Below are 13,243 nucleotides of genomic sequence, written 5' to 3' on the forward strand. Positions count from 1 at the left end.
ACGGGAGGCGCCGCCACGGGAGTTCACCCCGATTCCATCGGGGATCCACCCTCCCGGCGGGGACTGTCAGTGGCGCGTGCTCTCATGGAGGCATGATCGAAGACAAGGAAACCATCGACGAGTTTCTCGCCCGCCACTCGGCCGACGTGGAGGAGGCGGTCCGCAGGGCCGCCGCGGCCGAGATCATGCCCCGCTTCCGCAGCCTGGCCGCGCACGAGGTCGACCAGAAGAGCGGGCCGCACGACCTGGTGACCGACGCCGACCGCCTCACCGAGCGGTATCTCACCAAGGTGCTCGGCGACCTCCTGCCCGGATCCGTCGTCGTCGGCGAGGAGGCGGTGCACGCCGACCCCGAGGTGTACGAGGCGATACAGGGCGACGCCCCGGTCTGGATCGTCGACCCGGTCGACGGGACACGCCAGTTCGTGCACGGCAACCCCGGTTTCTGCACGCTGGTCGCGCTCGCCCGGCGCGGCGTCCTGCTCGCCTCGTGGACGTACCTGCCGGCGGCCGGTCAACTCGCCACGGCCGTGCGCGGACAGGGCGCCTTCCTCGACGGCGAGCGGCTGCGCAGCGGCTCGCCCGACCCGGGGCGCGACCTCCAAGTGGCCACCTCCCACCCCGACTACACGACCGACGCGCAGAAGCGGGCCCTGGTCGGCCTGTGGACCGACGGTGTCGCCTCGCGCCCCTGCGGCTCGGCCGGCCTGGAGTATCTGGCCGTCGCCCGGGGCGAGTTGGACGCGCTCGCCTTCAGCTGGGAGGCCGCGTGGGACCACGCCGCGGGCATCCTGCTGGTGGAGGAGGCGGGCGGCGCCCATCTGACGCTGTCGGGCGAGCCGTTCCGCATCACGGGAGGCAACAGCCTGCCGTTCACGGCCGCCCGCGACGCGGCGACGGCCCGCCGGGTGCAGGGGCTGCTGTCGGGAGTGGCGTGATCCGGACGACCGTTCAGGAGTGAACCACCCACCTCGGGAGACCGCCGGTCCCCCGGCATATCCTGATCCTCAGTGGCCATCGGCTGACGAAGGGGTCCGAAGGTGCCGTCGATGCTCGATGCTGTCGTGGTGGGTGCGGGGCCGAACGGACTGACGGCCGCCGTGGAGCTGGCCCGCCGCGGATTCTCCGTGGCGGTCTTCGAGGCCCGTGACACCGTCGGCGGCGGAGCGCGCACCGAAGAGCTCACCCTGCCCGGGTTCCGGCACGACCCGTGCTCCTCGGCCCACCCGCTGGGCATCAACTCCCCGGCGTTCCGTGCCCTGCCGCTGGAGCGGTACGGCCTCGAATGGCTGCAGCCCGAGCTGCCCATGGCGCACCCCTTCACCGACGGCAGCGCCGCCGTGCTGTCCCGTTCGGTGGCCGAGACGGCGGCCTCGTTCGGGCCGCGGGACGCGGGCGCCTACCGCAGGCTCGTCGAGCCGTTCCTGCCCAAGTGGGACACCCTGACGCGGGACTTCATGTCGCTGCCGGGCACCGCCCTGCCGCGCGACCCGGTCACCCTCGCCCGCTTCGGCCTGGTCGGCCTGCCGCCGTCCACCTGGCTGACCCGCCGCTTCCGCGACGAGCCCGCCAAGACCCTGTTCGCGGGCCTCGTCGCGCACGTCATGGCGCCCCTGAGCGGCGTCGCCACCGGCGCCATCGGCCTGGTCTTCGCGCTCGCCGCGCACGCCCGCGGCTGGCCCGTGGCCCGCGGCGGCTCGCAGTCCATCTCGGACGCGCTCACCGCGTACCTCAAGGACCTGGACGGCGTGGTGCACACGGACTACGAGGTCAAGCGCCTCGACGACCTGCCGCCCGCGCGCGCGTACATCTTCGACACCTCACCCACCGCCCTGGCCCGCATCGCGGGCTTCGGCCGCTACTACGAGGGCTACCGCTACGGCCCGGGCGTCTTCAAGGTCGACTACGCGCTGGACGGCCCGGTGCCCTGGACCGCCCCGGAGGCCCGGGCCGCCGGCACCGTGCAGATCGGTGCGGACAGCGCCGAGATCGGCACCGCGCTGCGGGACGCCTCCCGGGAGGGCAGGGCGCCCGAGCGGCCGTTCATGATCACGGTCCAGCCCGGCGTCGTCGACCCCACCCGCGCCCCCGAGGGCAAGCACGTCTTCTGGGCGTACGGCCATGTGCCGAGCGGCTGGACCGGCGACCTCACCGGCGCCATGGAGCGTCAACTGGAGCGCTTCGCACCGGGGTTCCGCGACCGCGTCCTCGCCCGGGCGACCGCCGGCCCGCCCGAGATCGCCGCCCGCAACCACAACTACATCGGCGGGGACATCGGCTCCGGCGCGGTCTCCGGACTCCAGACCCTGCTGCGCCCCAAGCTCTCCCTCTCTCCGTACAGCACCCCGCATCCGGCCATTTTCATCTGCTCGTCGGCGACACCGCCCGGGCCCGGGGTACACGGAATGTCCGGGCACAACGCGGCGAAGGCCGTCTGGAAGAGGCTGAGGCAGACATGACCACCATCACGCTCGCCCAGGGCGACATCACACGCGAGAGCGTCGACGTGATCGTCAACGCCGCGAACTCCTCCCTGCTCGGCGGCGGAGGCGTCGACGGCGCCATCCACCGCCGCGGCGGCCCGGCGATCCTCGAGGAGTGCCGCAAGCTGCGGGCCTCGCGGTACGGCAAGGGCCTGGCCACCGGCCAGGCGGTCGCCACCACCGCGGGCGACCTCGACGCGCGCTGGGTGATCCACACCGTGGGCCCGGTCTGGTCCGCCGGCGAGGATCGCTCCGAGCTGCTCGCCTCCTGCTACCGCGAGTCGCTCCGCGTCGCCGACCAGCTCGGCGCCCGCACGGTCGCGTTCCCCGCGGTCTCCACCGGCATCTACGGCTGGCCCATGGACGACGGCGCCCGGATCGCGGTGGAGACGGTCCGGGCCGCGGACACGTCGGTCGAGGAGGTCCGGTTCGTGCTCTTCGACGAGCACGCCTACGAGGCGTTCGCGGCGCGAACCCGCTGACGTGGAGCCGCCCCGGGGCTGCTCACCTGCCGGCGTCGCCGCCGTCCGGCCGGGCGTCGTCCAGCAGGGAGCGCAGCAGCTGCTCGTCCGCGGGGCTCAGATCGGAGACGAAGCGGGCGAGGACGGTGCCGCGGTCGGCGTCCTTGTCCAGTTCGGCGTGCATCCGGCGCGCCGTGAGGCCGTGCGAGTCCTGGGCCGGGGCGTAGGCGTAACCGCGGCCCGAGCGCGCGCGGGTCACGGCGCCCTTGGCGTGCAGGCGGGTGAGGATCGTCGTCACCGTGGTGCGCGCGAGGCCGCCGCCGAGTTCCTTCCGGACCGCGCCGGGTGTGAGCGCCTTGCCCGCGGCCCACAGCGCGGCGAGTACGCTCGCCTCCAGCTCGCCGGCGGGCCGACGGTCCGTGCGTCCGTCGACCGGCTCGTCACTGTGCCGCTCGGACATGGGAACGCTCCTCGGCTCTCGTTCGTCTACAGTGCAGTAGACGGTCTACATGACTGTAGTCGTTCGGTGCGGGCCCGTACCCGCTCCGTCCACGTCCCAGTATGAGAGGGGTCGTCTCCGTGGCAGCTGCCCACATGGCCATGACCCAGGCGGTGAACGTCCTGGACGCCGGTTCCCTGCTGTCCACGTTCGGTGCGCTCGGCGTCGCCGTGGTGATGTTCGCCGAGACCGGACTGCTGGTCGGCTTCTTCCTGCCCGGCGACTCCCTGCTGTTCACGGCCGGACTGCTGTGCGCGGGCAGCTCCGACAACTCGGTCCATCTCTCGCTCTGGCAGGTGCTGGTGGCCGCCGTGGTCGGCGCGCTCCTCGGTGCCCAGACGGGGTACTGGCTCGGGCGCCGGGGCGGCCGCGCGCTGCTGGCACGCAGCAGGGCGAAGAAGCTGCACGAGGGCGCGGAGCGCGCCGAGCAGCTGCTGGAGCGGTACGGCCATGCCAAGGCGGTCGTCCTGGCCCGCTTCGTGCCGATCGTGCGCACCGTGCTCAACCCCCTGGCCGGTGCGCTGGAGGTGCCGCCGCGGGTCTTCACGGTGTGGCAGGTGGTGGGCGGCCTGGTGTGGACGATCGGCCTGACCCTGGGCGGTTACGCGCTGGGCTCCTCGGTGCCGAACGTCGACCGCTACCTGCTGCCGCTGGTCGCGCTCGTGGTCCTCGCCTCCCTGACCCCGATCGCCCTGGAGGCGCGCCGCGCGCGGGCCCGCCGCGCTTCCGAGGGGACCTCGTCCTGACCGGCAGGCAGGGCCGGCCGCCGCGCTGACCGCCGTCGCGTATGCGCCGTAATGTGGTGCCATGGCCGGCGCGACTCCTCGCGACAGGGCCGTACGACGCGGTCCGGGCGAGCTGGAGAGCGAGATCCTCGCCACCCTGTGGGCGACGGACCGCGCCCTGACGCCGGCGGAGATCCAGGCCTGTCTGCGCGGCGGCCTCGCCTACAACACCGTGCACACGATCCTGCGGCGCCTGCACGACAAGGGCCTCGTCCTGCGGGACGCCGACGGCCGGCGCGGCGCCTACCGCCCGGTGAAGAACGCCGCCCAGCTGACCGCCGAGGCCATGCACCGCGCCCTGGCCCGCGGCCCCGATCCGATCGCCGCGCTCCGGCACTTCGTCACGGGCCTGACCTCGGCGGAGGAGGCGGCGCTGCGGGCGCTGCTGGACGAGAGCGGGGCGTAGGGTCCTGCGGCCGGGCTTGTGAGGCGGGGCGTTCCGGGCTGTGGCGGTGGACGTAGGGAGAAGGTGATCCGGGGTGTTCCAGCGCACGTGAGGTTGATGTCGGATTCTCGCCAGCCCCGGTGCCGCGCGTCCTCGATGCTGGACGTATGCAGAACGGGATGCACACCGACCGAGAGCGCTGCGTGCGCGCCGTCCAGTCCAAGGACGCGCGCTTCGACGGATGGTTCTTCACGGCGGTCCTGACGACCCGCATCTACTGCCGGCCCAGCTGCCCCGTCGTCCCGCCCAAGCCCCAGAACATGACCTTCTACCCGAGCGCGGCCGCCTGCCAGCAGGCCGGCTTCCGCGCCTGCAAGCGCTGCCGCCCCGACACCAGCCCCGGCTCCCCGGAGTGGAACCAGCGAGCCGACCTCGTGGCCCGCGCGATGCGCCTGATCGCCGACGGCGTCGTGGACCGCGACGGCGTCCCCGGCCTCGCCGCCCGCCTCGGCTACAGCACCCGGCAGATCGAACGCCAGCTGCTCGCCGAGCTGGGCGCCGGCCCGCTCGCACTGGCGCGGGCCCAACGCGCCCAGACCGCCCGCCTGCTGATCGAGACGACGACGCTCCCGATGGCGGAGATCGCCTTCGCCGCCGGCTTCTCCTCGATCCGCACCTTCAACGACACCGTGCGCGAGGTCTTCGCCCTGGCCCCCGGCGAACTGCGGGCCCGGCTGCCCAAGAAGAACGCCCCCTCCGGCACCCCGGGCGCCCTGACACTCCGCCTGCCCTTCCGCACCCCGCTCAACCCCGACAACCTCTTCGGCCACCTCGCCGCCACCGCCGTACCCGGCGTGGAGGAGTGGCGCGACGGCGCCTACCGCCGCACGCTCCGCCTCCCGTACGGCCACGGCATCGCGACCCTGGCACCCGAGCCCGACCACATCGCCTGCCGGCTCACCCTCGGCGACCTGCGCGACCTCCCCGTCGCCATCAGCCGCTGCCGCCGCATGCTCGACCTGGACGCCGACCCGGTCGCGATCGACGACCAGCTGCGCACCGACCCCCTGCTGGCCCCGCTGGTCGACAAGGCCCCGGGCCGGCGCGTCCCGCGCACGGTGGACGAGGAGGAGTTCGCCGTACGGGCCGTGCTCGGCCAGCAGGTCTCCACGGCCGCGGCCCGCACCCACGCGGCCCGCCTCGTCACGGCGCACGGCGACCCGGTGGACGACCCCGAGGGCGGCCTCACCCACGTCTTCCCGACCCCCGACGCGCTCGCCGCCGTCGACCCGGAGTCCCTGGCGATGCCCCGCACCCGCCGCACCACCTTCACCACACTCGTACGCCAACTCGCCGACGGAACCGTCCACCTGGGTCCGGAGAACGACTGGCCGGAGACCCGCGCCCGGCTCCTGGGGCTGCCCGGCTTCGGACCCTGGACCGTCGACGTCATCGCCATGCGCGCCCTCGGCGACCCCGACGCCTTCCTCCCCACCGACCTCGGCATCCGCCGCGCCGCCCAGGAGCTGGGCCTCCCGTCCACCCCGGCGGCCCTCACGGCCCGCGCGGCGGCCTGGCGCCCCTGGCGGGCGTACGCCGTCCAGTACCTGTGGGCGACGGACAGCCATCCGATCAACTTCCTCCCGGTATAAGGACGTTCGCCATGAGCTCCACGAAGCAGCACACGGTGGTCACCAGCCCGTACGGCCCCCTCACCCTGGTCGCCGACGACGGTGTCCTGTGCGGCCTCTACATGACCGACCAGCGCCACCGCCCGCCGCAGGAGACCTTCGGCGACCGCGACGACAGCCTCTTCGCCGAGGCCGAGCAGCAGCTGAAGGCCTACTTCGCGGGCGAGTTGACGGAGTTCACGCTGCAACTCCGCCTGGACGGAACCCCGTTCCAGCGCACCGTCTGGGACGAACTGCGCCGCATCCCGTACGGCGAGACCCGCTCCTACGGTCAACTCGCCGACGCCCTGGGCAAACCCGCCGCCTCCCGCGCCGTCGGCCTCGCCAACGGCAAGAACCCGATCGGCATCATCGTGCCCTGCCACCGCGTCGTCGGCGCCGACGGCAGCCTCACGGGCTACGGCGGCGGCCTCGAACGCAAGCAGCGCCTGCTCGACTTCGAAGGCGGAAGGGCCCTGTTCTAGCCCCCGTCCGGCGAGGGACAGCACCGAGCACGGCCCGGGCCACGGCCACGCCGGCGCCCTGGTCGCCCACACCCTCGCGGAGGGACGCGGCGCCTAGCCCGCCGGCTCCGTGCCCAGCTCGCGCAGCAGTGCGGGCAGCGCGGTGCCGATGGGCTCGCGTACGACCTCGTCCGCGAGGTCGTCGTACGGCGTGGGTTCGGCGTTGACGATGATCAGCCGCGCCCCGTGGTCGGCGGCGACGCCCGCGAGACCGGCGGCGGGCTGCACCTGGAGGCTGCTGCCGACGGCGACGAAGACCTGGCACGCCTTGCTGATGGCGAGCGCGTCACCGAGCACCTCCGGGTCGAGGCGCTCGCCGAACATCACGGTCGCCGACTTCAGGATGCCGCCGCACTCCCGGCAGGGCGGGTCGGCCTCACCGGCGTCGACGCGCGCGAGGGCCTCCTCCATCGACCCGCGCGCATGACACCCGGTGCACACGACACTCCGAGCGCTGCCGTGCAGTTCGAGCACCTTGCGGGCGGGCAGGCCGGCGAGCTGGTGCAGCCCGTCGACGTTCTGCGTGATGACCCTGACCGGCACGCCGGAGCTCTCCAGCTCGGCCACCGCCCGGTGCGCGGCGTTCGGCCGGGCCTCCAGCGCCCGGCTCTCGCGCCGCATCAGCCAGGACCGCCGCCGGATCTCCGGATCGCCCATGTAGTACTCGTACGTCACCAGCTTCTCGGCCTCGGGATCCCGGCGCCACAGCCCCTGCGGGCCGCGGTAGTCGGGGATGCCGGAGTCGGTGGAGATGCCGGCGCCGCTGAGGATGGCGACGAGGGGCCTGTTCATGGGCCGAGGGTACGGGCGCTCGCCTGCTCGGGGCCACGGGATGTCCGGTGGCGTGACCTGGCCGATCCCGGTCTCGTTGGCCAGGCCATGAAGAAGATCGGCGCCCTGGCGGCGCTCACCATGGTCGGTCTCACGCTCGCCACCCCGGCCCAGGCCGACGACGGCGACCACGGACGCATCAACATCGGCGGCAGGACGCTGACCACCAACGGCCTGTGCAAGGAGGCCATGGCGCTCGTCCCGGTGGCCGCGCCCTGGACCGCCCAGTCGGTGGACGACGCCTGCAACGACCGCGACCACAGCCAGATCCACCACGGCCACATCGACCCGGACGAGGCGCTCGCGCGGTAGCGGCGGCTCAGCCCACCCGGCGGCCGTTCTCCAGCTCCGCCGTGCCCGAACCCTCCGCCAGCACGTCCAGGGCGGCCTGGACGCGGTGGCCGAGGGTGCCGAGCAGGAAGTCGCCGAGGTCCTCGCGGCCCACGAGCCGCCAGGACAGCAGCTCCTCCTCCTGCAGACGGATCGCCTTGAAGTCGTCCTCGGTGAGGACACCGCCGTCGTAGAGGTACGCCACCAGCGGCGGCCAGCCCGGCCGGTACACCCAGTCCACCGCGAGCAGCCGCCCCAGCTCGCGGTCGAGGCCGATCTCCTCCAGCGTCTCGCGGTGCGCACCCTGGCGCGGGCTCTCACCGTCGTCGGACTCGATCGTGCCGCCCGGAAGCGCCCAGCCCTCGCGGTAGTTGGGCTCGACCAGCAGCACCCGGCCCTCGGCGTCGCGGAAGAGGGCCGCCGCTCCGGCGAGGACGCGGGGGAGACCGGCGATGTACGTGGCGAAGTCTGGAGTGGAGGTCATCCAGGAAGGGTAACCAGGCGGCGTCAGCTCTCCGTCCCCGCGAGCTGGAGCGTCCGCTCGGCCAGCTCGCTGATCCGCGCCCGGTCGAAGCCGAACACCGCGCTGCGGACGGTGTCCTCCAGCGGCTCCTTCCACTGCTCCGGGATGGCGTCCGCGCCCGTGAGGACACCGGCCACCGAGCCCGCGGTCGCGCCGTTGGAGTCGGTGTCCAGGCCGCCGCGGACGGTGAGGGTGATGGTGCGGGTGAAGTCCCCGTCGCCGTACAGGAGGCCCGCGGTGATGACCGCCGCGTTCGGGACGGTGTGGATCCAGCCGAGCCCGGCGGTCTCCTCCGAGACCGTGGACAGGGTGTCCTCCCAGGTCATCCGGGTGTCGTGGAGCGAGACGACGCGGCGCACGGTGCGCGCGAGCCTGCTGCTCGCCGGGATCACGGCCAGCGCCTCGTCCACCGCGTGCCGCACGGTGGGCGCCGTGAACGCCGCCGCGATCAGCGCCGCCGCCCACATCGCGCCGTACACGCCGTTGCCGGTGTGCGACAGCACCGCGTCCCGGCGGGCCAGGGAGGCGGCGCGGCGCGGGACGCCGGGGCAGGTCCAGCCGTAGATGTCGGCGCGGATCAGTGCGCCGATCCACTCCTGGTACGGGTTGTCGTACGTGGCCGTCAGCGGCGGCTTGATCCCGTTCGCGAGGTTGCGGTAGGCGGCCCGCTCCGCGGTGAAGGTCTGCAGATACGGCAGCCGCAGCAGCCACAGCTCCCCGACCTGCTCGGTGCTGAAGCCGAAGCCGTGCGTCTCCAGCAGATCCAGGCCGAGGATCGCGTAGTCGACGTCGTCGTCGCGGCAGCTGCCGTGGATGCGGCCGCGTACGCACTGGCGCCACTCGGGGCGCAGCTCGAAGCCGTCGCTCTCCACGGCGGGCTCGGGGAGGTAGTCGGTCAGGGGCAGGGCGGCTGCCTGCCGCAGATAGCGGTCGATCCGGTCGCGCGTCCACAGGTCGCCCTGCTCGACCGGCTTGCCGAGCATGTTGCCCGCGATCCGGCCGAGCCAGCCCCCGAGGATGCGGTCGGCGAGCTCTGGCTCAGTGCCCACAGGGGTCATAGCTCATGGTGTACCCGATTCCGGACCCCGCTGCCCGCCCCGCGCGCAAGGAAGCGGCGGAGGCTTCGGGGCGCGTCCCACGGGCCGGGCGGAGCATGACGGCGGGGGCTTCCTCCGGTTATGGTCGCAGCGGCGCGACTGGCCTTGACACGTGCGAGGCCCGGAGAGCAAGGGGAAGACAAGGTGGCGGACGCTGCAGGTAGGGGTGCCCGGAGGGTGCTCATCGCCGCGGACAAGTTCAAGGGGTCGCTGACGGCCGTGCAGGTCGCGGAGCGGGTGACGGCCGGGCTGCGCCGGGTCGTACCGGACCTCCCGGTCGAGGCCCTGCCCGTGGCCGACGGCGGCGACGGGACCGTGGACGCGGCGGTCGCGGCCGGTTTCGAGCGGCGCGAGGTGCGCGTCGCGGGACCGCTCGGGGACGAGGTCACGGCGGCGTTCGCGCTGCGCGGCGGCACCGCGGTCGTGGAGATGGCGGAGGCGAGCGGACTCCAGCGGCTGCCGGCCGGTGTCTTCGCACCGCTCACGGCGTCCACGTACGGCTCCGGCGAGCTGCTGCGCGCCGCGCTGGACGCGGGTGCGCGGACCATCGTGTTCGGGGTGGGCGGCAGTGCGACCACCGACGGCGGCGCCGGGATGCTGTCCGCGCTCGGCGCGCGGTTCCTGGACGCGCACGGGGAGCCGGTGCCTCCGGGCGGCGGCGGCCTCGGCGAGCTGGTCTCCGCCGACCTCTCGGACCTGGACCCGCGCCTCGGCTCCGTCGAACTGGTCCTGGCCAGCGACGTCGACAACCCGCTGACCGGCCCGAAGGGCGCGCCCGCCGTCTACGGCCCGCAGAAGGGGGCCGCACCGGACGACGTGGAGAGCCTGGACCGCGCCCTCGCGCACTACGCGAAGGTGCTGGAGGAGGCGGCCGGGGCGAAGGCGGCCGAGTTCGCGGCCGCGCCGGGTGCCGGTGCGGCCGGCGGGATCGGCTACGGCGCGCTCCTGCTCGGCGCCCGTTTCCGCCCCGGCATCGAGGTCATGCTCGAGGTGCTGGGCTTCGCGCCCGCGCTGGAGTGGGCGGACCTGGTGATCACCGGCGAGGGCTCCCTGGACGAGCAGACCCTGCACGGCAAGGCGCCCGCGGGCGTCGCCGCCGCGGCCCGCGCCGCGGACAAGGAGGTCGTCGCGGTCTGCGGCCGCGTCGCCCTGCCGCCGGAGGCACTCGGCCGCGCGGGAATCCGCCGCGCCTACCCGCTGACGGAGCTGGAGCCGGACGTGGCGAAGTGCATCGCGGACGCGGGCCCGATCCTGGAACGCGTCGCGGAACACATCGCCCGGGACTTCCTCTCCTGAGACCACCAGAGGTCGGCTGCCGCCTACGGGCGCTGCCCCAAGCCAGGGCAGGCAACGTCGGCGGCGGCCGCCGACCCGGTCGGACGGTCGCCGCGCCCAGATAAATGGCGTGCCGGCGGCAGCCGCCGGAGTGCACGGGCGTCCGCCGTGCCCCGGACTTCCGCCCCGGAGACCCGCCACCTCAGCCACGGACCCCCGACAGCCGGTACGCGTCCAGGGCCAGGGTCATTTCGATGAGGTCGCGGGGGCGGGCCAGGGAGCGGGACGTCAGTTGCTCCAGGCGCCGCAGGCGGTTGAAGACCGTGTTGCGGTGGCAGTACAGGCGACCGGCGGCCCGGCCCGCCGAGCCCTCGCACACCAGCCACACATCGAGGGTCTCCAGCAGGACCGCGCGGTCGGCCGGCTCCAGTTCCAGCAGCGCCCCGAACACGTCCGCCACGAGACGGTCGGCGAGCTCGGGCTGGCTCACCACGAGCGCGGTCGGCATGCGCTGGTCCAGGCGTACGACGGCGCTCGCGTCCGGCGGGCAGGTGCGCAGCGCCAGTTCGGCGAGGCGCCGGGCCCGGCCCAGCTCGGCGAGCCCGGGCACCACCGGGCTGATCCCGCCCGGCCCCGAGCGCCGCCCGTCGAGCACCCGCGCCACGCCGTCCAGGTTCTGCCCGGGGGCCAGCGCGACGACCCCGACCTCGCAGTCGGCCCGCATCCGCCAGACGAACCGGAACCCGGCGCCCCGCACGGGCCGTTCCCACGCCTCCCGCCGCCCGGCCCGCAGCACCACCACCGCGTAGGGCCCGTGCTCCGGCAGATCGAGGCCGGCGGCCGCCCGGGCGGCCAGCCCCGGCGTCGCCTGCCCCTCAAGCAGCGCGTCCAGCAGCGCCTGCAACTGCTCGTCCGTCCGCCGCCGCAGCTCCGCCTCCGTGGCCCGGTACGCCTCCGAGGCGGCCTGGGTCTGCGCGTCCACCGCCGACCACACCATCGTCGTCGAGCGCATCAGCGCCGTGAGCCGCTCCGGTTCGCGCCCGGACGCGCCCTCCACCAGGGCGTCCCACAGCAGGTAGCCGGCGTTGCGGTAGGCGTGCACCAGGAGGTCGAGCGGCAGCCCCTGCCGGGCCCGCCGCCGCCCCGCGTCCTCGGCGAGCTCCAGGTCGCGGCGCGGCGAGTCCCGGGGCGCGGCGAGCGTCTCGATCCCGATCCGCATCGCCTCCTCCGCCTCCCGCCACTGCTGGTCGTACGGCAGCACCTGCCCGTAGACGGGGGAGTACTCGATCAGCTGCCGCACATGCTCGTCGACGAGTTCCGGCAGCCGTTCCAGCAGAGACGTGCAGGACTCCGCGAGCAGCTTCCAGTCGTGACCGGTCCGCGGTCGGCGCCCTCCCATGGCCGGAGCATGCCACCGGGACCCGGTCGCGCACAGGCCCCTGACACGCGGTGTTGTGCACGTGCACAACGTCCCGCGGGCCCGGCTGGGCGCCCGCAGCGATTCCGCCGCCCGCCGTGGACGCACGCCCCGGCCGGTGCTGGGGTGAGCGCCACACCGGGAGAGAGCGAGGGGGAATCCATGGGCGGATCCGGACTGGTCGTCAGCGACCTGTCGGTCGGATACGGACCCGTGCGGGCACTGCGACGCGTGTCCCTTCAGGTGCCCCGAGGGGCCGTGGTGACGGTGCTCGGCGCAAATGGCGCGGGCAAGTCGACCCTGCTGCGGGCGATCAGCCGCACGCTGTCCTTCCACGGCGGCGCGGTCACCGAGGGCACGGTGAGCCTGGACGGCCGCCGACTCGACTCGCTGCCTCCGGACCGGGTGGTCGCCGCCGGGGTGTCCCAAGTCCCGGAAGGGCGGCAGGTGTTCGCCCGGATGACGGTCGCCGACAACCTGCGTGCGGGGGCCCTCCGCAGCGCGCGCTCGCGCCGTGCGGCGGCCCTGGACCGCGTCCACGAACTCTTCCCCGTGCTCGCGGTGCGGGCCCGGCAGCGCGCCGGCCTGCTCTCCGGCGGCGAGCAGCAGATGCTCGCGGTCGCCCGCGCCCTGATGGCGGCACCGTCGGTCCTGCTGCTGGACGAACCGTCCCTCGGCCTCGCCCCGCTGATGGCGCAGCGCATCGCCGAGACCGTCACGGAGATCAACGAGCAGGGCACCGCGGTCCTCCTCGTCGAGCAGAACGCCGCGCTCGCGCTGCGCCTGGCCGAGCGGGCGTACGTCCTCGAAGTGGGCGAGGTGACGCTCTCCGGCCCGGCCGCCGAACTGGCCGCCTCCGACGAGGTGCGCCGCCGCTACCTGGGCGTGGTCGACGAGGACGCGGCGGCGGACGCGGCACAGGCCGGCGGCGCCCGGCGGACGCTGACGCGGTGGCAGGGGTGA

At 74.2% G+C, this 13,243-nt stretch carries 15 protein-coding genes; 10 read left to right on the forward strand and 5 right to left on the reverse strand.

Translation table 11 applies throughout. The annotated features are described in order from the left end of the window. The first annotated feature begins 92 nt into the window (after positions 1 to 92). From ACFU97_RS24235 to ACFU97_RS24245, 3 genes are all read left to right on the forward strand, one after another. Positions 93 to 938, forward strand: coding sequence for an inositol monophosphatase family protein (locus tag ACFU97_RS24235; RefSeq protein ID WP_384260008.1), 846 nt, complete (start codon positions 93 to 95; stop codon positions 936 to 938). 111 nt (positions 939 to 1,049) lie between these two features. Beyond that, positions 1,050 to 2,459, forward strand: a complete 1,410-nt coding sequence (locus tag ACFU97_RS24240; protein WP_384260011.1) for a phytoene desaturase family protein — start codon at positions 1,050 to 1,052, stop codon at positions 2,457 to 2,459. Continuing rightward, positions 2,456 to 2,965, forward strand: a complete 510-nt coding sequence (locus ACFU97_RS24245; protein WP_384260013.1) for an O-acetyl-ADP-ribose deacetylase — start codon at positions 2,456 to 2,458, stop codon at positions 2,963 to 2,965. The genes ACFU97_RS24240 and ACFU97_RS24245 overlap by 4 nt, the downstream gene beginning before the upstream one ends. 22 nt (positions 2,966 to 2,987) lie before the next feature. On the opposite strand, the gene ACFU97_RS24250 is transcribed toward ACFU97_RS24245, so the two are convergent. Further along, positions 2,988 to 3,404 carry a BlaI/MecI/CopY family transcriptional regulator gene (locus ACFU97_RS24250; RefSeq protein ID WP_384260015.1) on the reverse strand — a complete coding sequence of 139 codons (417 nt, stop codon included), beginning with the start codon at positions 3,402 to 3,404 and terminating at the stop codon, positions 2,988 to 2,990. 101 nt (positions 3,405 to 3,505) lie between these two features. Between ACFU97_RS24250 and ACFU97_RS24255 the strand changes: the two genes are divergently transcribed. The 4 genes from ACFU97_RS24255 (at position 3,506) to ACFU97_RS24270 (ending at position 6,768) form a co-directional block, all read left to right on the forward strand. Further along, positions 3,506 to 4,189: a DedA family protein gene (locus ACFU97_RS24255; RefSeq protein ID WP_384260018.1), complete on the forward strand. Its 684-nt coding sequence runs from the start codon at positions 3,506 to 3,508 to the stop codon at positions 4,187 to 4,189. Between the two features lie 61 nt (positions 4,190 to 4,250). Next, positions 4,251 to 4,634, forward strand: a complete 384-nt coding sequence (locus tag ACFU97_RS24260; protein WP_384260020.1) for a BlaI/MecI/CopY family transcriptional regulator — start codon at positions 4,251 to 4,253, stop codon at positions 4,632 to 4,634. Between the two features lie 146 nt (positions 4,635 to 4,780). Then, a complete protein-coding gene (locus ACFU97_RS24265) occupies positions 4,781 to 6,265 on the forward strand; it encodes a DNA-3-methyladenine glycosylase 2 family protein (RefSeq protein WP_384260023.1) in 1,485 nt (494 codons plus the stop codon). An 11-nt stretch (positions 6,266 to 6,276) separates the two neighbouring features. Further along, positions 6,277 to 6,768, forward strand: a complete 492-nt coding sequence (locus ACFU97_RS24270) for a methylated-DNA--[protein]-cysteine S-methyltransferase (protein WP_384260026.1) — start codon at positions 6,277 to 6,279, stop codon at positions 6,766 to 6,768. 93 nt (positions 6,769 to 6,861) lie between these two features. Here ACFU97_RS24270 and ACFU97_RS24275 read toward each other — a convergent pair whose 3' ends face one another. Next, positions 6,862 to 7,599 carry an NAD-dependent deacetylase gene (locus tag ACFU97_RS24275; protein ID WP_384260028.1) on the reverse strand — a complete coding sequence of 246 codons (738 nt, stop codon included), beginning with the start codon at positions 7,597 to 7,599 and terminating at the stop codon, positions 6,862 to 6,864. Positions 7,600 to 7,686: 87 nt separating this feature from the next. On the opposite strand from ACFU97_RS24275, the gene ACFU97_RS24280 reads away from it, so the two are divergent. After that, a complete protein-coding gene (locus ACFU97_RS24280; RefSeq protein ID WP_384260031.1) occupies positions 7,687 to 7,950 on the forward strand; it encodes a hypothetical protein in 264 nt (87 codons plus the stop codon). A 7-nt stretch (positions 7,951 to 7,957) separates the two neighbouring features. Here ACFU97_RS24280 and ACFU97_RS24285 read toward each other — a convergent pair whose 3' ends face one another. Together ACFU97_RS24285 and ACFU97_RS24290 are read right to left on the reverse strand one after the other, a co-directional pair. Next, positions 7,958 to 8,452, reverse strand: coding sequence for an NUDIX domain-containing protein (locus ACFU97_RS24285; RefSeq protein ID WP_384260033.1), 495 nt, complete (start codon positions 8,450 to 8,452; stop codon positions 7,958 to 7,960). A gap of 23 nt (positions 8,453 to 8,475) precedes the next feature. Then, positions 8,476 to 9,549, reverse strand: coding sequence for an ADP-ribosylglycohydrolase family protein (locus ACFU97_RS24290; protein WP_384260036.1), 1,074 nt, complete (start codon positions 9,547 to 9,549; stop codon positions 8,476 to 8,478). 216 nt (positions 9,550 to 9,765) lie between these two features. On the opposite strand from ACFU97_RS24290, the gene ACFU97_RS24295 reads away from it, so the two are divergent. Further along, the gene (locus ACFU97_RS24295; protein WP_384260038.1) at positions 9,766 to 10,884 is read left to right on the forward strand and encodes a glycerate kinase; all 1,119 of its coding nucleotides are present in this window, start codon (positions 9,766 to 9,768) and stop codon (positions 10,882 to 10,884) included. A gap of 181 nt (positions 10,885 to 11,065) precedes the next feature. On the opposite strand, the gene ACFU97_RS24300 is transcribed toward ACFU97_RS24295, so the two are convergent. Further along, positions 11,066 to 12,262 carry a PucR family transcriptional regulator gene (locus ACFU97_RS24300; protein WP_384260040.1) on the reverse strand — a complete coding sequence of 399 codons (1,197 nt, stop codon included), beginning with the start codon at positions 12,260 to 12,262 and terminating at the stop codon, positions 11,066 to 11,068. A gap of 180 nt (positions 12,263 to 12,442) precedes the next feature. On the opposite strand from ACFU97_RS24300, the gene ACFU97_RS24305 reads away from it, so the two are divergent. Then, positions 12,443 to 13,243: an ABC transporter ATP-binding protein gene (locus ACFU97_RS24305; protein ID WP_384260043.1), complete on the forward strand. Its 801-nt coding sequence runs from the start codon at positions 12,443 to 12,445 to the stop codon at positions 13,241 to 13,243.

Origin of the sequence: Streptomyces sp. NPDC057616, from assembly GCF_042800575.1 — a bacterium.
Classification (GTDB): Bacteria; Actinomycetota; Actinomycetes; order Streptomycetales; family Streptomycetaceae; genus Streptomyces.